The organism is Shinella sp. GW821-FHT10F02 (assembly GCF_058809275.1).
Genome location: NZ_JBXASL010000006.1, coordinates 132060 through 148150, shown reverse-complemented (window position 1 = coordinate 148150; position 16091 = coordinate 132060). Strand labels below are relative to the sequence as shown.

Annotated in this window: 15 protein-coding genes; 1 reads left to right on the top strand and 14 read right to left on the bottom strand. The window is 62.7% G+C overall.

Features of this window, described 5'->3' with window-relative positions; genetic code table 11:
* Nucleotides 1–343: 343 nt before the first annotated feature.
* Complete coding sequence (locus AC1RWL_RS19395) at nucleotides 344–922, top strand: hypothetical protein (protein ID WP_493096300.1); 579 nt, start codon at nucleotides 344–346, stop codon at nucleotides 920–922.
* A 19-nt stretch (nucleotides 923–941) separates the two neighbouring features.
* Here the strand turns inward: AC1RWL_RS19395 and AC1RWL_RS19390 are convergent, their stop codons facing one another.
* The 14 genes from AC1RWL_RS19390 to nuoH form a co-directional block, all read right to left on the bottom strand.
* Nucleotides 942–1628 carry an ABC transporter ATP-binding protein gene (locus AC1RWL_RS19390; RefSeq protein WP_256119014.1) on the bottom strand — a complete coding sequence of 229 codons (687 nt, stop codon included), beginning with the start codon at nucleotides 1626–1628 and terminating at the stop codon, nucleotides 942–944.
* A gap of 12 nt (nucleotides 1629–1640) precedes the next feature.
* Nucleotides 1641–2948 carry a lipoprotein-releasing ABC transporter permease subunit gene (locus AC1RWL_RS19385; RefSeq protein WP_435265324.1) on the bottom strand — a complete coding sequence of 436 codons (1308 nt, stop codon included), beginning with the start codon at nucleotides 2946–2948 and terminating at the stop codon, nucleotides 1641–1643.
* A 35-nt stretch (nucleotides 2949–2983) separates the two neighbouring features.
* A complete protein-coding gene (proS, locus tag AC1RWL_RS19380) occupies nucleotides 2984–4312 on the bottom strand; it encodes a proline--tRNA ligase (RefSeq protein WP_493096301.1) in 1329 nt (442 codons plus the stop codon).
* 717 nt (nucleotides 4313–5029) lie between these two features.
* Nucleotides 5030–5299: a DUF1467 family protein gene (locus tag AC1RWL_RS19375; protein WP_493096302.1), complete on the bottom strand. Its 270-nt coding sequence runs from the start codon at nucleotides 5297–5299 to the stop codon at nucleotides 5030–5032.
* Nucleotides 5300–5377: 78 nt separating this feature from the next.
* The gene (gene mce, locus AC1RWL_RS19370) at nucleotides 5378–5782 is read right to left on the bottom strand and encodes a methylmalonyl-CoA epimerase (RefSeq protein ID WP_493096303.1); all 405 of its coding nucleotides are present in this window, start codon (nucleotides 5780–5782) and stop codon (nucleotides 5378–5380) included.
* A gap of 248 nt (nucleotides 5783–6030) precedes the next feature.
* The gene (locus tag AC1RWL_RS19365; RefSeq protein WP_493096304.1) at nucleotides 6031–7698 is read right to left on the bottom strand and encodes a ribonuclease J; all 1668 of its coding nucleotides are present in this window, start codon (nucleotides 7696–7698) and stop codon (nucleotides 6031–6033) included.
* 15 nt (nucleotides 7699–7713) lie between these two features.
* The gene (locus AC1RWL_RS19360; protein ID WP_493096305.1) at nucleotides 7714–8454 is read right to left on the bottom strand and encodes a biotin--[acetyl-CoA-carboxylase] ligase; all 741 of its coding nucleotides are present in this window, start codon (nucleotides 8452–8454) and stop codon (nucleotides 7714–7716) included.
* 23 nt (nucleotides 8455–8477) lie between these two features.
* Nucleotides 8478–9920, bottom strand: coding sequence for an NADH-quinone oxidoreductase subunit NuoN (gene nuoN, locus AC1RWL_RS19355; protein WP_256119006.1), 1443 nt, complete (start codon nucleotides 9918–9920; stop codon nucleotides 8478–8480).
* 16 nt (nucleotides 9921–9936) lie between these two features.
* On the bottom strand, nucleotides 9937–11448 hold the full coding sequence (locus AC1RWL_RS19350) for an NADH-quinone oxidoreductase subunit M (protein ID WP_435265320.1): 1512 nt from the start codon (nucleotides 11446–11448) through the stop codon (nucleotides 9937–9939).
* Nucleotides 11448–13445 carry an NADH-quinone oxidoreductase subunit L gene (gene nuoL / locus AC1RWL_RS19345; RefSeq protein WP_493096306.1) on the bottom strand — a complete coding sequence of 666 codons (1998 nt, stop codon included), beginning with the start codon at nucleotides 13443–13445 and terminating at the stop codon, nucleotides 11448–11450. Before nuoL ends, AC1RWL_RS19350 begins: the two co-directional genes overlap by 1 nt.
* Before the next feature lie 7 nt (nucleotides 13446–13452).
* Complete coding sequence (gene nuoK, locus AC1RWL_RS19340; RefSeq protein WP_160860343.1) at nucleotides 13453–13761, bottom strand: NADH-quinone oxidoreductase subunit NuoK; 309 nt, start codon at nucleotides 13759–13761, stop codon at nucleotides 13453–13455.
* 27 nt (nucleotides 13762–13788) lie between these two features.
* A complete protein-coding gene (locus AC1RWL_RS19335; RefSeq protein WP_435265318.1) occupies nucleotides 13789–14403 on the bottom strand; it encodes an NADH-quinone oxidoreductase subunit J in 615 nt (204 codons plus the stop codon).
* A gap of 99 nt (nucleotides 14404–14502) precedes the next feature.
* Entirely contained in the window at nucleotides 14503–14994 is a 492-nt protein-coding gene (nuoI, locus tag AC1RWL_RS19330; protein ID WP_256119002.1) for an NADH-quinone oxidoreductase subunit NuoI, read from the bottom strand.
* Nucleotides 14995–15030: 36 nt separating this feature from the next.
* Complete coding sequence (gene nuoH / locus AC1RWL_RS19325) at nucleotides 15031–16077, bottom strand: NADH-quinone oxidoreductase subunit NuoH (RefSeq protein WP_069059114.1); 1047 nt, start codon at nucleotides 16075–16077, stop codon at nucleotides 15031–15033.
* Between the last annotated feature and the right edge of the window lie 14 nt (nucleotides 16078–16091).

The window sequence follows — 16091 nt, the reverse complement described above, 5'->3', positions numbered from 1 at the left end:
CAAGGCAGGAAGCTTAAGCGGATTCGCACCGGTCTCGTCCAGAAGGTTATTGCCGTTACACCCGATTTCCACGCGCGAGCACGCGTGGGCGAGATGCGATCGGCTTCAAAGAATGAAATGCGGCCGTCAGATTCCGAAGAGGATGACGGAGAAGGTGGCGACGAACATGGCCATGGAGGTGAATGCAGCAAGATCACGAAGAAAATCGGTCATTGTGGCTCCCTTTCCTTTTATGTTTTCACTTTGTTCTATTCTTGTTCTCGTGTCAACAGCTTTCCACAGGCCCTCTGGACCGGCGTTCGAAGGCGCAATATGGTCGCCTCGCTCACATGGAGGAAAAGAGATGAAGTCGTTGATTGCCGCCCTTCTGCTTTCGGCCAGCCTGGCTGCCCCTGCCGCTGCGGCGGATTTCCCGGCCGAGCGCATCATGGCCATGGCAAGCGGCGACTGGAACAAGGACGGCACGCCGGATCTCGCCGTGGTGGCAACGCCGGGCGACGACAGCGGAGACGACAACGGGCTCTACATCTACGTCGCCAAGCCGGAGGAAAACCGGCTGACGCTGGCGCTTGCCCTGCCCAGGACGGTCTGGGGCAACCTGACCATGTTCGGCCAGGAGCCGGAGCTGGCGGCGCTCGCCAATGGCTCCTTCACGCTCACCACGAAAAACGATTCGATCGGCCGCGACCGTTGGCGCCAGACGCTGACGATCGCCCACCGCAATTTCGATTTCATCGTCGCGGGCTACACCTATTCGTCCTACGACACGCTCGACACGGACGCCGTCAGCGATTGCGACCTCAACGTCCTAACCGGCAAGGGCAAGGCGCTCGGCCAGCCCATCACCGGCAAGGCGCAATTCGTGCTGCTGAAGGACTGGAACGACGAGATCGCCCGCTCGATCTGCGGGCTGGACAATTAATCAAGGCCGGAAGGCTAAATCAGGCGAGCTCGCGCACGAGGCCGTCCTCGATCGTCACGCGGCGATCCATCAGGCCGGCGAGCTCGTGGTTGTGCGTGGCGATGAGCGCCGCGAGGCCGGACTGGCGGGCGAGCGCTTCCAGCGCCTCGAAGACGTAGCCGGCGGTTTCCGGGTCGAGGTTGCCGGTCGGCTCGTCGGCCAGCAGCAGCAGCGGCGCATTGGCGACGGCACGCGCGATGGCGACGCGCTGCTGCTCGCCGCCGGAGAGTTCCGACGGGCGGTGCTCGGCGCGATGGCCGATGCGCATATAGTCGAGCAGCTGGGCGGCGCGTTCGCGCGCCTCCGCCTTGGTGAGGCCGCCGATGAGCTGCGGCATCATGATATTTTCCAGCGCGCTGAATTCCGGCAGCAGATGGTGGAACTGGTAGACGAAGCCAATCTCGTTGCGGCGGATCGTCGTGCGCTCCTCGTCGGCAAGCTCGGCGCAGGAATGGCCGTTGACGAAGACCTCGCCGACATCCGGCTTTTCAAGCAGGCCGGCAATGTGCAAGAGGGTCGACTTGCCGGTGCCGGAGGGCGCCACGAGTGCGACGGTCTCGCCGCTCTTCAGCGTAAAATCGGCGCCCTTGAGGATCGTCAGCAGGGTTTCGCCCTGGCCGTAGTGCCGTTCGATGCCCCTGAGTTCCAGTGCGTTGCGCGCGTTCATGGCGTTCTGTTCCTATTCGTACCGCAGGGCCTGGACGGGATCGAGCTTGGAGGCGCGCCAGGCGGGGAAGATGGTCGCGAGGAACGAAAGCGCCAGCGCCATGACGATGACCGTGACCGTCTCGCCGGCATTCATGTCGGCCGGAAGCTGGCTCAGGAAGTAGAGTTCCGGGTTGAACAGCGTCGTGCCTGAAATCCACGAGAAGAACTGGCGGATCGATTCAACATTGAGGCAGACGACGACGCCGAGCGCGACGCCGGCAAAGGTGCCGACCGTGCCGATCGCCGCCCCCGTCATGAAGAAGATGCGCATGATGGCGCCGGACGTGGCCCCCATGGTGCGCAGGATCGCGATGTCGCTGCCCTTGTCCTTCACCAGCATGATGAGGCCGGAGATGATGTTGAGCGCGGCAACGAGCACGATCAGCGTCAGGATCATGAACATGACGTTGCGCTCGACCTGAAGTGCGGAGAAGAAGGTGCGGTTGCGCTGGCGCCAGTCGGTTATGTAGATCTGCCGTCCGGCCGCCGCCTCGATCGGCTGACGCAGTTCATCGACCGCATCGGGGTTGGTGACGAAAAGCTCGATCGACTGCACGATGCCTTCTGCGTTGAAATAGAGCTGCGCTTCTTCAAGCGGCATGTAGATGATAGAGGCGTCATATTCCGACATGCCGATCTCGAAGATCGCCGAGACCGTGTAGGTCTTGACGCGCGGGTTGACGCCGAGCGGCGTCACGTCGCCTTCGGGTGCGACGAGCGTGATCTGGCCACCGGCGCTCAGGCCGAGCTGTTCGGCCATGCGCGAGCCGATCGCCACGCCGCTGCCGGAGGCAAAGCCGACGAGGTCGCCTTCCTTGAAATTGTCCGAGACGGCCTTCATCTTCGCCAGATCGTCGGCGCGGATGCCGCGCACCAGCGCGCCGGTGCCCGCCCCGGCGGTGCCGGAGGCTAGCGTCTGGCCCTCGACGAGCGGGATTGCCATGGTGACGCCCGCAACAGCGGAAAGCCGCTCGGCGAGTGCGGCATAGTCGTTCAGCGGCGTATCGATCGGCTGGATGATCATGTGGCCGTTGATGCCGAGGATGCGCGAGATCAGCTCCGTGCGAAAGCCGTTCATGACGGCCATGACGATGATGAGCGTGGCGACGCCCAGCATGATGCCGATGAAGGAGAAGCCGGCGATGACCGAGATGAAGGCTTCCTTGCGCCGGGAGCGCAGGTAGCGCCAGGCGACCATCCGCTCGAAAGCGGAGAACGGGCGGTTTTTCTTGTAGGCTTGAGCCCCGGTTGCAGATGCACCGCTCGCTGCGTCAGCCATGGTCCCTCCCGTTGCCCCGGCGCCGGCACGCCGCATCAATTACCGGACGTCAGGCGGTTGATCGCCGCCTCGATGGTCAGCGTCTCGCGCGCACCGGTCTTGCGGTCCTTGATCTCGACTTCGCCATTGGCGACGCCGCGCGGGCCGGCAATGACCTGCACCGGTGCGCCGATGAGGTCGGCCGTCGCGAACTTGGCGCCTGCCCGCTCGTCCTTGTCGTCATAGAGCACGTCGACGCCGGCCTTCAGCAGTTCGGCGTAGATCTTTTCGCAGGCCGCGTCGCAGGCGTCGTCGCCGGACTTCATGTTGATGACGATCGCCTCGAAGGGGGCGACAGCCTTCGGCCAGATGATGCCGTTCTCGTCATGGGAGGCTTCGATGATCGCCGGAACGAGGCGCGTCGGGCCGATGCCGTAGGAGCCCATGTGTACGATGTGCTCCTTGCCGTCCGGCCCCTGCACCTTGGCGCCCATGGCTTCGGAATATTTCGTGCCGAAATAGAAGATGTGGCCGACCTCGATGCCGCGGGCGGACAGCCGCTCGCCTTCCGCAACCGCCTCGAAAGCGGCCGCGTCGTGCATTTCGGAGGTCGCGGCGTAGCGCGAGGTCCACTTGTCGAAGATCGCCTTGAGGCCTGCAACATCCTCGAAGTTGGTGTCTTCGGCCGGGACGTCGAAGTTCAGGAAGTCCTTGTGGCAGAAGACTTCCGATTCGCCCGTATCGGCGAGGATGATGAATTCGTGGCTGAGATCGCCGCCGATCGGGCCGGTATCGGCGCGCATCGGAATGGCGCGCAGGCCCATGCGCGAGAAGGTGCGGAGATAGGCCGAGAACATGCGGTTATAGGCGTGCACCGCGCCTTCACGGTTGAGATCGAAGGAATAGGCGTCCTTCATCAGGAACTCGCGCGAGCGCATGGTGCCGAAGCGCGGGCGGATCTCGTCGCGGAACTTCAGCTGGATATGGTAGAGGTTGAGCGGCAGGTCCTTGTAGGACTTCACATAGGACCGGAAGACGTCGGTGATCATCTCCTCGTTCGTCGGGCCGTAGAGCATGGGGCGCTCCTGGCGGTCCTTGATGCGCAGCATCTCCTTGCCATAGGCGTCGTAGCGGCCGCTTTCCTGCCAGAGTTCGGCGGATTGCAGCGTCGGCATCAAAAGCTCGACGGCGCCGGCGCGGTTCTGCTCCTCGCGGATGATGGCGTTGACCTTGTCGAGGACGCGCTTGCCCAGCGGCAGCCAGGTATAGATGCCCTGGGACTGTTGCTTGACCATGCCCGCACGCAGCATCAGCCGGTGCGAGACGATCTCGGCCTCCTTGGGGTTTTCCTTGAGGATGGGCAGGAAGAAGCGGGAAAGGCGCATATCGGGTTCCGGACTGACTGATCCGCCCTATTCGGGGAATCGGGCAAAATGACGTTGATTTTGATGCGTTCATAAACGCTTCGCCGGAGGAAGGGAACCCGGCAGGCCCAGCCCGTGCATTGAGTCGGCGCACTGTCCACCGTCACCGACGGATGCGACAAATGTGGCGGAAAAATGGGGGCGTCAATAACAGAAATTGCGTGCAGGTTGTCAATGGAAAAATTTTATTCCAGTGTAGCAAAAATGCAAAAAAAGCGGATGACAACGCCTAAGCTTTGGGCTAGTTTCAGGCCACAAAACAGGCAGGAAGTACAAATTCTTGCCATTTCGCGGTCAAGTCTTGGGAGGATCAGATCTTTGGCGCGCGTAGACGCTGCCACCGCACAACGGATAAAGATCACGCGATACCTGTAAAACAAGGCTTTCAGCCTTGTTTTTTTTTGCCTTTTGCCAAGCCGGCCCTCCCTCTGGCGAGCCCGCCCGCCGGGTCCGTGCGTCAAAGCCGCACACCTCCCCGCTCCTGCGACACTCCGCCTCACGCGGGGTAAAGCCAGCCGTGCCACGATGCGCTCTGCAGGGTGCTTATGCGCCGTTTTTTCGGGGTTTTTGCCGGTCATTATGACAGGGGGCAAAGAAAGACTTTTCCAGCGCTCCCCGGAGGGGCTGGAAAATCATGCTTCCGGCCGTCGTGACACCGTTAACCTTTGTGGCGGGCGCCTATTTAAAATCCGGCATGAATTGCGGGATGGAGTCGATGCCGTAGCCCAGCCGCACCGACAGGAAGTACCAACAGCCGTAGACCACGGCGGAAACGATCGTCGTGATCAGCATCACGCGGCCGCCCCGAAAACGTGCCGGCGCGCTTTCCACCGTGCCGGGCACCACCTCCTCGGCTTCGGCCTGCGTCTTCAGCCCGAAGGGCAGCACGGCAAAGAGCGTCATCCACCAGACGATGAAATAGACGGCGAAGTAGGAAAACCACTGCATGGATGAGACCCTCGTGCGATAGCCGGTCTTTTACGCCGGTCGCAGGTGAAGTTCAAACGGCATGAGGGCGGCGTGCTGTCACACCTCTTCGAGCTCGACCAGCGTGCCGAAAAAATCCTTGGGATGCAGGAAGAGCACCGGTTTGCCATGGGCGCCGATCTTCGGATTGCCGTCGCCCAGCACACGCGCGCCGCGCGCCACCAGCCGGTCGCGGGCAGCGAGAATGTCATCCACCTCATAGCAGATATGGTGCATGCCGCCGGCGGGGGATTTTTCGAGGAAGGCGTTGATCGGCGAGGCCCCGCCGAGCGGCTCCAGCAGTTCCACCTTGGTGTTCGGCAGCTCGACGAAGACCACCGTCACGCCATGCTCGGGCAGCGCTTGTGGCGGGGAGACTTTTGCGCCGAGCGTATCGCGGTAGGTCGCCACGGCCGCGGCCATGTCCGGCACGGCGATGGCGATGTGGTTGACTTTGCCGAGCATGGGGTCCTCTTCATCCGTACAGGCAGCAAGACAATCATACGGGGCCGAAGAGTGAACCGGCGACGTTGCGGCCCGCCGATCTCCCCCCTTGAGGGGGAGATGCCCGGCAGGGCAGAGGGGGGTAAATCCCATCCACCGCCAGCCGTTTTCGATGCCGCACCGTCGTACCCCCCTCTGTCGGCTTCGCCGACATCTCCCCCTCAAGGGGGGAGATCATTAGGAGTTTGCCGCGCTCTTACAACGGTCCGTCACACCTTCGTCAAAAACACCGTGACCACAGGCTTCTTGCCCCAGATCTCGTTTGCCGTGGAGCGCACGGCGCGGCGCACGGCTTCGCGCACCATCTCGAGGTCCTTGCGGCGGGCGCGCGGGATGCTTTCGACGGCGCCGAGCACGGCGTCGTAGAGTGTGTCGCCCATGTCCTCGCCCTCGTCGTCGAACTGCGGCAGGCCGAAGGGTTCGACCTCGGGATCAGCCATGAAATCGAAGCGGTTGTCGAGCAGGATGCTGACAGCGACGTGGCCGACGAAGGCGAGCTTGCGGCGGTCGCCGATGCCCATTTCCTCGTAGTCGCCGATGAGGTTGCCATCCTTGAAGATGCGGCCGAAGGGGGCGTGGTCGATGACCTCGGGCACGCCGGGGGCGAGCTTCAGGACATCGCCATTGCGCACGCGCGGCACCTGCGCGATGCCGGACTGTTCGGCAAGCTGGGCGTGCGCCGTCAGGTGCGCTGCCTCGCCGTGCACGGGCACAACCATTTTGGGGCGCGTCCAGCCGTACATCTGCTGCAATTCATGCCGGCGCGGGTGGCCGGAGACGTGCACCAGCGCCTCGCTGTCCGTGATGACGTTGATGCCCTGGTCGACCAGGCCGTTCTTGATGTCGTTGATCGCCTTCTCGTTGCCGGGAATGGCGCGCGAGGAGAAGATGATCGTGTCGCCATCGGTAAAGGCGACGTTGCGCATCTCGTCGCGGGCAATCTTGGCGAGCGCCGCACGGGGCTCGCCCTGGCTACCGGTCAGGATGACGACGACCTTGTCGCGCGGGATGTAGCCGAACTCGTCTTCCGCGATGAAGGGTTTCAGGCCTTCCATCAGGCCGATGTCGCGGGCGACCTCTGTCACGCGCTTCATGGAACTGCCGAGCAGCAGCACCTCGCGGCCGGCGGCTTCGGCGGCCTGCGCGATCGAGCGGATGCGGCCGACATTGGACGAGAAGGTGGTGATGCCCACCCTGCCCTCGGCGCTCTCGATGATCTTGGTGAGGCTTTCCGAGACCTCGCGCTCGGAGGGCGAGACGCCGTCGCGAAGGGCATTGGTGCTGTCGCAGATCAGCGCCAGCACGCCTTCGTCGCCGAGCTTGCGGAAGCGCGTCTCGTCGGTGAGCGGTCCGAGCGACGGGTCGAGGTCGATCTTCCAGTCGCCGGTGTGGATGACGGTGCCGAGCGGTGTTTTGATCGCCAGCGACATCGGCTCGGGAATGGAGTGGTTGACGCCGATCGCCTCGATCTCGAACGGCCCGACATTGATGCGGTCGCCCTCCTTGAAAATGGTGATCGGGATTTCCGTGCGGCTTTTCTCGTAATTGCGCTTGGCTTCCAGCATGCCGGCGGTGAACGGCGAGGCATAGACCGGTACGTTGAGGCCCGGCCACAGCTCGTTCAGCGCGCCGTAATGGTCCTCGTGCGCATGGGTGATGATGATGCCCTTGAGCTTCTCGCGCTCCTTGGCGAGGAAGCGGATATCGGGCAGCACCAGATCGACGCCCGGCAGGTCCGGCCCCGGAAAGGTGACGCCGCAATCGACCATGATCCACTGGCGGCTGGCCTTCGGGCCGTAGCCGTAAAGCGCGAGGTTCATGCCGATTTCGCCGACGCCGCCCAGCGGCAGGAATACCAGTTCGTCTTCTTTTGCCATCGGCTTCAAAAATTCCTATCCAAAAAACACATCGCCGGCCGCGATCAGTCGCGTGCCGCCGTCATCCATCTCCAGTTTCAGGAGACCTGTATCATCAATTCCGGAAAAGCGCCCGGAAATAGAACGGTCGGGAAGGTTGACCGTTATGTTTTCCCCGATGCCGCCGGCGACCTTTTTCCAGCGTTCCATGATGGCCGAAATCCCTCGTCCGGCGTTCCACAGCGACAGGGTTTCCGCCATCGACTGGAAGAGATAGGCGAACAATTCGTCAGGGGAAGTGGAAGCGCCGAAATCACGCAAAGTGGCGACCGGATAGAGGCCCGCATCGGGCGCCACGGCGACATTGATGCCGATGCCGATGACCAGTCCATGCCGGCCATCGGGCAGCGTCTCGCCCTCGATCAGGATGCCGCAGACTTTTCGACGGTCGACGAGAATGTCGTTCGGCCATTTGACCAGCACATCCGGCGCGTCGAGCGGCATGATGCGGCTGACGGCGGCCTGCACGGCGACGGCGACGGCGAGCGGCAGGGAGCCGAGCCGGTCCATCGGCGCCGGGTCGATCAGCATCAGCGAGGCGTAGAGATTGCCGGGCTCGGAAAACCAGGCCCGCCCGCGCCGGCCGCGCCCGCCCGTCTGGCGTTCCGCGGTGATCCAGAGACCGGAAAGCGCGCCCTTTCGGGCGCGCTCCAGGCATTCCGTATTGGTCGAGCCCACTTCCGCGAGCGCCTCGTGCCGGAAGTCGTCGAGCGACATCGGCCAAGGATTTTCGGACCCGCTCAAAAGAAGGTCCGCGCCGCGGCTTCGGCAGCAGCACCGATCGGGCCGCCGATCAGCACATAGCCGACGACGAACAGGCCGGAGAGGCCGAAGACCAGTTTCAGTTCGCCGGCGGTGCGGGCGAACTCGCCGGTCGCCTCGTCGAACCACATGACCTTGATGATGCGCAGGTAGTAGTAGGCGCCGACGACCGAGGCGAGCACGCCGATGATGGCGAGCGCGTAGAGATGCGCTTCGATCGCCGCCATGAAGACGAAGTATTTCGCGAAGAAGCCTGCCATCGGCGGGATGCCGGCGAGCGAGAACATCAGGATCGTCAGGACCGTCGCCATGAAGGGGTTGGTCGTGGAAAGGCCGGCGAGATCGTCGATGTTCTCGACATTGCCGCCTTCCTTGCGGCGCATGGCGAGGATGCAGGCGAAGGTGCCGAGCGTCATGACCATGTAGATCAGCATGTAGAGTGCGACGCCGCGAACGCCGGCCATGGAGCCGGCGGCAAGGCCGACCAGCGCATAGCCCATATGGCCGATCGAGGAATAGGCCATCAGGCGCTTGATGTTGCGCTGGCCGATGGCGGCAAACGAGCCGAGCAGCATGGAGGCGATCGAGATGAAGACGATGACCTGCTGCCAGTCGGCGACGACCGGCTCGAAGGCCTCGATGACGATGCGCACCAGCATGGCCATGGCGGCGACCTTGGGGGCGGCGGCGAAGAAGGCCGTGACGGGGGTCGGCGCACCTTCATAGACGTCCGGCGTCCACATGTGGAACGGCACGGCCGAGATCTTGAAGGCAAGGCCGGCGAGGATGAAGACCAGGCCGAAGACGAGGCCGAGCGAACGGCCTTCGGCGGTCAGCGCTGCCGCGATTTCCTGGAAGCCGATATGGCCGGTGAAGCCGTAGACCAGCGACATGCCGTAAAGCAGCATGCCGGAGGAGAGCGCGCCGAGCACGAAATATTTCAGACCGGCTTCCGTCGAGCGCAGGCTGTCGCGGTTGATCGCGGCGACGACGTAGAGCGCCAGCGACTGGAGTTCCAGCGCGAGGTAGAGCGACAGCAGGCTGTTGGCGGAGATCATCAGCAGCATGCCGAGCGTCGACAGCACGATGAGCACCGGAAACTCGAAGCGGTCGAGCTGTTCGGAGCGGGCATGGCCGACGGTCATCACCATGGCGGTGATGGAGCCGATCAGCGCCAGCACCTTCATGAACTTGGCGAAGGCATCGGAGACGAAGGCGCCGCCATAGGCCTGGCCCTCGCCCGTGGCGAGCACCAGCCAGAGGCCGGAGATGATCAGAAGCGCGACGGCAAGCCCGATGACGGTGGTGCCCGAGCGTTCGCCGGAGAAGACACCGATCATCAGCAGGGCGAGTGCGCCGACGGCAAGAATGATCTCCGGGAGCGAGAGCTGAAGGCTGGCGAGGATAGTATCAGCAGTCATGTCTTGGGTCCCGTCGTCAGTTCGCCGAAAGCGCAACAGGTTGCGCCGCCTGCAGAGCCGCGGAGTAGTTATTGAGCAGCGCGTCGACCGAAGCCGCCGTCGCATCGAACACCGGCGCCGGATAGACGCCATAGAAGATCGTGAGGATCACGAGCGGGTAGAGCAGCAGCTTTTCGCGCAGATCGAGGTCGAGCAGCGACTTCAGGCTTTCCTTCTCCAGCGCACCGAAGATCACGCGGCGATAGAGCCAGAGCGCATAGGAGGCCGAGAGGATGACGCCCGTCGTGGCGAAGAAGGCGACCCAGGTGTTGGCGCGGAAGACGCCGACCAGCGTCATGATCTCGCCGACGAAGCCGGAGGTGCCGGGAAGGCCGACATTCGCCATGGTGAGGATCATGAAGGCGACGGCGTATTTCGGCATGTTGTTGACGAGGCCGCCGTAAGCCGAGATCTCGCGGGTGTGCAGCCGGTCATAGACGACGCCGACGCAGAGGAAGAGCGCGCCGGAGACGATGCCGTGCGAGAGCATCTGGAAGATGGCGCCCTGGAGACCCTGCGCATTCGCCGCGAAGATGCCCATGGTGACGTAGCCCATGTGGGCGACCGACGAATAGGCGATCAGCTTCTTGATGTCGTCCTGCATCAGCGCCACCAGCGAGGTGTAGATGATGGCGATGACCGACAGCGCGAAGACGAAGGGCGCGAAATAGTCCGAGGCCAGCGGGAACATGGCAAGCGAGAATCGGATGAAACCGTAGCCGCCGAGCTTCAAGAGCACGCCTGCCAGGATGACCGAGCCCGCCGTCGGCGCCTGGACGTGTGCGTCCGGAAGCCAGGTATGCACCGGCCACATCGGCATCTTCACCGCGAAAGATGCGAAGAAGGCGAGCCACAGCCAGGTCTGCATCTGGGCCGGGAAGTTGTAGGCGAGCAGTTCGGTGATGTCGGTCGTGCCGGCCTGCCAGTACATCGCCATGATGGCGAGCAGCATCAGCACCGAGCCGAGCAGCGTGTAGAGGAAGAACTTGTAGGAGGCGTAGACGCGATCCTTGCCGCCCCACACGCCGATGATGATGAACATCGGAATGAGGCCGGCTTCGAAGAAGACGTAGAACAGAACGATATCGAGCGACACGAAGACGCCGACCATGAACACTTCCAGGAGCAGGAAGGCGATCATGTATTCGCGCAGGCGCTTTTCGACCGAATGCCAGCTTGCAAGCACGCAGAAGGGCATCAGGAAGGTCGACAGGATGACGAACAGCATGGAGATGCCGTCGACGCCGAGATGGTAGGAAATGCCGGTGCCGAGCCATTCGGCCTTCTCGACCATCTGGAAGCCCGGATTGGCATTGTCGAAGCCGATCCAGATGAAGAGCGAGAGGACGAAGGTGAAGACCGTCGTCAGAAGCGCGACATTCAGGATGTTGCGGCGGCCATAGGGGCTATCCTCGCGGGTCAGCAGCAGAAGCGCCACGCCGACGAGCGGGAGGAATGTGACCGCTGAAAGAATGGGCCAATCGGTCATCAGAGGGAGCTCCCGAGCATCATCCAGGTGACGAGTGCTGCAATACCCAGCAGCATCGCGAATGCGTAGTGATAGAGGTAACCGGTCTGGAGGCGCACGACGCGATCCGTGACGTCCATGACGCGGGCGGCGATGCCGTTCGGGCCGAGGCCGTCGATGACGGTGCCGTCACCCTTCTTCCAGAGGAACTTGCCGATCCGCATGGCGGGACGGACGAAGAGGAAGTCGTAGAGTTCGTCGAAGTACCACTTGTTGAGCAGGAACTGGTAGAGGCCGCGATGCTGCTCGGCGAGGTATTTCGGCGTTTCCGGCGAGCGGATGTACATGTACCAGGCGGTGACGAAGCCGAGCGCCATGGCGGCGAACGGGCTCCACTTCACCCACAGTGGAACGTGGTGGTACTCGTTGACCAGCTCGTTCTCAGGCAGCGTGAACAGGGCGCCCTGCCAGAACTCGCCATAGTGATGGCCGTAGAAATACTCGACGAAGATCACGCCCGCGACGACCGCACCGGCGGCGAGCAGGTAGAGCGGGATCAGCATCACGGCCGGGGATTCATGGACGTGGTGCATGACATCCGCGGACGCGCGCGGCTTGCCGAAGAAGGTCATGAACGCAAGGCGCCAGGAATAGAAGCTGGTGAAGAGGGCTGCGATGACCAGGAGCACGAAGGCGAAGCCGGCGACGGGGCTGTGCGAGGCGAAGGCCGATTCGATGATCGCGTCCTTCGAGAAGAAGCCGGCGAAACCGATGATCGTGCCCGGGATGCCGACGCCGGTCAGCGCCAGCGTGCCGATCGTCATCATCCAGAACGTGATCGGGATGTGTTTGCGCAGGCCGCCCATGTAGCGCATGTCCTGCTCGCCATCGACGGCGTGGATGACGGAGCCGGCGCCCAAGAACAGCAGTGCCTTGAAGAAGGCGTGCGTGAAGAGGTGGAAGATCGCCGCACCGTAAGCACCAATGCCGAGCGCCACGAACATGTATCCGAGCTGCGAGCAGGTCGAATAGGCGATGACGCGCTTGATGTCGTTCTGCACGAGGCCGACGGTCGCCGCGAAGAAGGCAGTGATCGCGCCGATCAGCGTCACGACCATCAGAGCGGTGTGCGACAGTTCGAACAGCGGCGACATGCGGGCGACGAGGAACACGCCGGCGGTGACCATGGTCGCGGCATGGATGAGGGCCGAAACCGGGGTCGGGCCTTCCATGGCGTCCGGCAGCCAGGTGTGCAGCAGGAACTGCGCCGACTTGCCCATCGCGCCCATGAACAGCAGCAGGCAGGTGGCGGTCAGCGCATGCGACTTGTCGAGCGTCATGCCGAAGAGGTTGATGACGGGCGCGGTGGCATCCGCGGCACCTTCAGCCGGCAGGTAGGTCGCGGCGGTGGCGAAGATCGTCTCGAAATTGATCGAGCCGAACAGCACGAAGACCGAGAAGATGCCGAGCGCAAAGCCGAAGTCGCCGACGCGGTTGACGATGAAGGCCTTCATCGCGGCGGCGCAGGCGGACGGCTTCTTGTACCAGAAGCCGATCAGCAGGTAGGACGCGAGGCCCACACCTTCCCAGCCGAAGAACATCTGGAGAAGGTTGTCCGACGTCACCAGCATGAGCATGGCGAAGGTGAAGAGCGACAGGTACGCGAAGAAGCGCGGCCGATGCGGGTCGTGGTGCATGTAGCCGATCGAATAGACGTGCACGAGCGTCGAGACCGAATTGACGACGACGAGCATGACGGCCGTCAGCGTATCGACGCGGAACGCCCATTCGACATCGAAGCCGCCGGACTGGATCCAGCGCAGCACGCTGACCTTGATCATCTCCGTCTCGCCCATGGCGACGTCGAGGAAGACGATCCACGACAGGACTGCCGCCAGGATCATGAAGCCGGAGGTGACATATTCGGACGCCTTGGCGCCGATAGCATTGCCGCCGATGCCGGCGATCAGGAAGCCGGTCAAAGGAAGGAAGACGATTGCCTTGATGATGGTATCCATGACCCGATCAGCCCTTCATCATATTGACGTCTTCGACGGCGATCGAACCGCGGTTGCGGTAGAAGACGACGAGTATTGCAAGACCGATGGCCGCTTCCGCAGCCGCGACGGTCAGAATGAACAGTGCGAAGACCTGGCCGACGATATCGTTCAGGAAGGCCGAGAACGCGACCATGTTGATGTTGACCGCAAGCAGGATGAGCTCGATCGACATCAGGATGACGATGACGTTCTTCCGGTTGAGGAAGATGCCGAAGACGCCGAGGGTGAAGAGGATGGCGCTGACGGTGAGATAGTGGGAAATACCGATTTCCATTTTGCTTTTCCTTGGTCCCGCGCTGCCTCAGATGCCCTGGCCGGGCTTCACCTTGACGACCTCGACGGCGGTTTCCGGCGTGCGGGCAACCTGCTGCGAGATGTTCTGGCGTTTGATGTGTGGCTTGTGGCGCAGCGTCAGCACGATCGCGCCGATCATGGCGACGAGCAGCACGAGGCCGGCGATCTGGAAGAAATAGACGTAGTGCGTGTAGAGCACGTCGCCGAGCGCTGCCGTGTTCGTCCGTTCGGAGACCGGCGGGATCGGCATCGAGATGTTCTTGGCGATCTCCGGCGCAAAGGTCGAGCCGCCGACGACGATGATCAGCTCGGCCGCAAGAATGAGCCCGATCAGCGCGCCGACCGGCGCATATTCCAGCGCCCCTGCCCGCAATTCGGCAAAGTCGATGTCGAGCATCATCACGACGAAGAGGAAGAGAACCGCGACCGCGCCGACATAGACGACCAGCAGGATCATCGCCAGGAATTCGGCGCCCGTCAGCAGGAACAGGCCTGCCGAATTGAAGAAGGTGAGGATCAGGAACAGCACGGAATAGACCGGATTCCTGGACGAGATCACCATGAAGGCGGACGCCACCGCCACGAAGGCGAAGAGATAGAAGAATAGAGCCTGGAGACCCATTTTGGTGCCTTTTCGTCTTCCCCGGAGAAGGTCCCCCTTCCCCGTCGAAGCCTGACGACCACTCGTCAGGCACTTACGTTCATCTTGCCTTTCCGCCGATCAGCGGTAAGGCGAATCCATGCCGATGTTGCGGGCGATTTCCCGCTCCCAGCGATCGCCGTTTTCGAGCAGCTTCTGCTTGTCGTAGTAGAGCTCCTCGCGCGTCTCGGTCGCGAACTCGAAGTTCGGTCCCTCGACGATGGCGTCGACCGGGCAGGCTTCCTGGCAGAAGCCGCAATAAATGCACTTCACCATGTCGATATCGTAACGCACCGTGCGGCGCGTGCCGTCGTTGCGGCGCGGCCCCGCCTCGATGGTGATCGCCTGGGCAGGACAGATCGCCTCGCACAGCTTGCAGGCGATGCAGCGTTCCTCACCGTTCGGGTAACGGCGCAGCGCATGCTCGCCGCGGAAGCGCGGAGAGACCGGGCCCTTTTCGAAGGGATAGTTCACCGTCGCCTTCGGGCGGAAGAAGTAGCGCATCGACAGGAAGAACGCGCCGACGAATTCCTTGAGGAACAGCGAATTTACGGCTTGCGAAAGACTAGCCATTTCAAGCTCCAATGCTGCTGAGGGTCGGGGCGGTCCTCATGCGGACCAGCCCGTGAGCTTCAGCACGAATGCAACGATGACCACCATGGCGAGCGAGATCGGAAGGAAGACCTTCCAGCCCAGACGCATGAGCTGGTCGTAGCGGTAGCGCGGCACGAAGGCCTTCACCATCGCGAACATGAAGAAGACGAAGGAGGCCTTGAGCACGAACCAGATGATGCCCGGGACCCAATTCAGGAACCAGACGTCGACCGGGGGCAGCCAGCCGCCGAGGAAGAGGATCGTCGTCAGCGCGCACATGAGGCAGATGGCGGCATATTCGCCGAGCATGAACATCATGTACGGGGTGGAGCCGTATTCGACCATGAAGCCGGCGACGAGTTCGGATTCGGCTTCCGGCAGGTCGAAGGGCGGGCGGTTCGTCTCGGCCAGCGCCGAGATGAAGAACACCACGAACATCGGGAACAGCGCCAGCCAGTGCCAATCCAGGAATGAACCCGGCAGGCCGATCATCGTGCCGACGCCGTCACGCTGCGAGTTGACGATGTCCGTCAGGTTCAGCGAGCCGACGCAGAGCAGCACGGTGACGATGACGAAGCCGATCGAGACTTCGTAGGACACCATCTGTGCGGCGGAGCGCAGCGCACCGAGGAACGGATACTTCGAGTTCGAAGCCCAGCCGCCCATGATGATACCGTACACTTCGAGCGAGGAGATCGCGAAGATGTAGAGGATGCCGACATTGATGTTGGCGATGACCCAGCCGTCGTTCAGCGGCACGACCGCCCAGGTGGCGAGCGCCAGCGTCACCGAGACGAGCGGGGCCAGAAGGAAGATCACCTTGTTGGCGGTCGCCGGAATGACCGGCTCCTTGAAGACGAACTTCAGAAGGTCGGCGAAGGACTGGAAGAGACCCCAGGGGCCGACGACGTTCGGGCCGCGGCGCAGCTGAACGGCGGCCCAGATCTTGCGGTCGGCGAGAAGCACGTAGGCGATGAAGACCAGCAGCGCGACCAGCAGCAGGAGCGACTGGGCCACCATGATCAGGCCAGGCCAAACGTAGGTCGAAATGAAAGCGTCCATAACGTCTTATTCCT

Excerpts from the sequence above, each read along its gene's own strand:
- AC1RWL_RS19390 (WP_256119014.1), bottom strand. The coding sequence starts at position 1,628 with ATGAACGCGCGCAACGCACTGGAACTCAGGGGCATCGAACGGCACTAC.
- AC1RWL_RS19395 (WP_493096300.1), top strand. The coding sequence starts at position 344 with ATGAAGTCGTTGATTGCCGCCCTTCTGCTTTCGGCCAGCCTGGCTGCC.
- AC1RWL_RS19350 (WP_435265320.1), bottom strand. The coding sequence starts at position 11,448 with ATGACCGATTGGCCCATTCTTTCAGCGGTCACATTCCTCCCGCTCGTC.
- proS (WP_493096301.1), bottom strand. The coding sequence starts at position 4,312 with ATGCGCCTTTCCCGCTTCTTCCTGCCCATCCTCAAGGAAAACCCCAAG.
- AC1RWL_RS19360 (WP_493096305.1), bottom strand. The coding sequence starts at position 8,454 with ATGTCGCTCGACGACTTCCGGCACGAGGCGCTCGCGGAAGTGGGCTCG.
- AC1RWL_RS19375 (WP_493096302.1), bottom strand. The coding sequence starts at position 5,299 with ATGCAGTGGTTTTCCTACTTCGCCGTCTATTTCATCGTCTGGTGGATG.
- AC1RWL_RS19335 (WP_435265318.1), bottom strand. The coding sequence starts at position 14,403 with ATGGGTCTCCAGGCTCTATTCTTCTATCTCTTCGCCTTCGTGGCGGTG.
- nuoK (WP_160860343.1), bottom strand. The coding sequence starts at position 13,761 with ATGGAAATCGGTATTTCCCACTATCTCACCGTCAGCGCCATCCTCTTC.
- AC1RWL_RS19365 (WP_493096304.1), bottom strand. The coding sequence starts at position 7,698 with ATGGCAAAAGAAGACGAACTGGTATTCCTGCCGCTGGGCGGCGTCGGC.
- nuoI (WP_256119002.1), bottom strand. The coding sequence starts at position 14,994 with ATGGCTAGTCTTTCGCAAGCCGTAAATTCGCTGTTCCTCAAGGAATTC.
- mce (WP_493096303.1), bottom strand. The coding sequence starts at position 5,782 with ATGCTCGGCAAAGTCAACCACATCGCCATCGCCGTGCCGGACATGGCC.
- nuoL (WP_493096306.1), bottom strand. The coding sequence starts at position 13,445 with ATGGATACCATCATCAAGGCAATCGTCTTCCTTCCTTTGACCGGCTTC.
- nuoH (WP_069059114.1), bottom strand. The coding sequence starts at position 16,077 with ATGGACGCTTTCATTTCGACCTACGTTTGGCCTGGCCTGATCATGGTG.
- AC1RWL_RS19385 (WP_435265324.1), bottom strand. The coding sequence starts at position 2,948 with ATGGCTGACGCAGCGAGCGGTGCATCTGCAACCGGGGCTCAAGCCTAC.
- nuoN (WP_256119006.1), bottom strand. The coding sequence starts at position 9,920 with ATGACTGCTGATACTATCCTCGCCAGCCTTCAGCTCTCGCTCCCGGAG.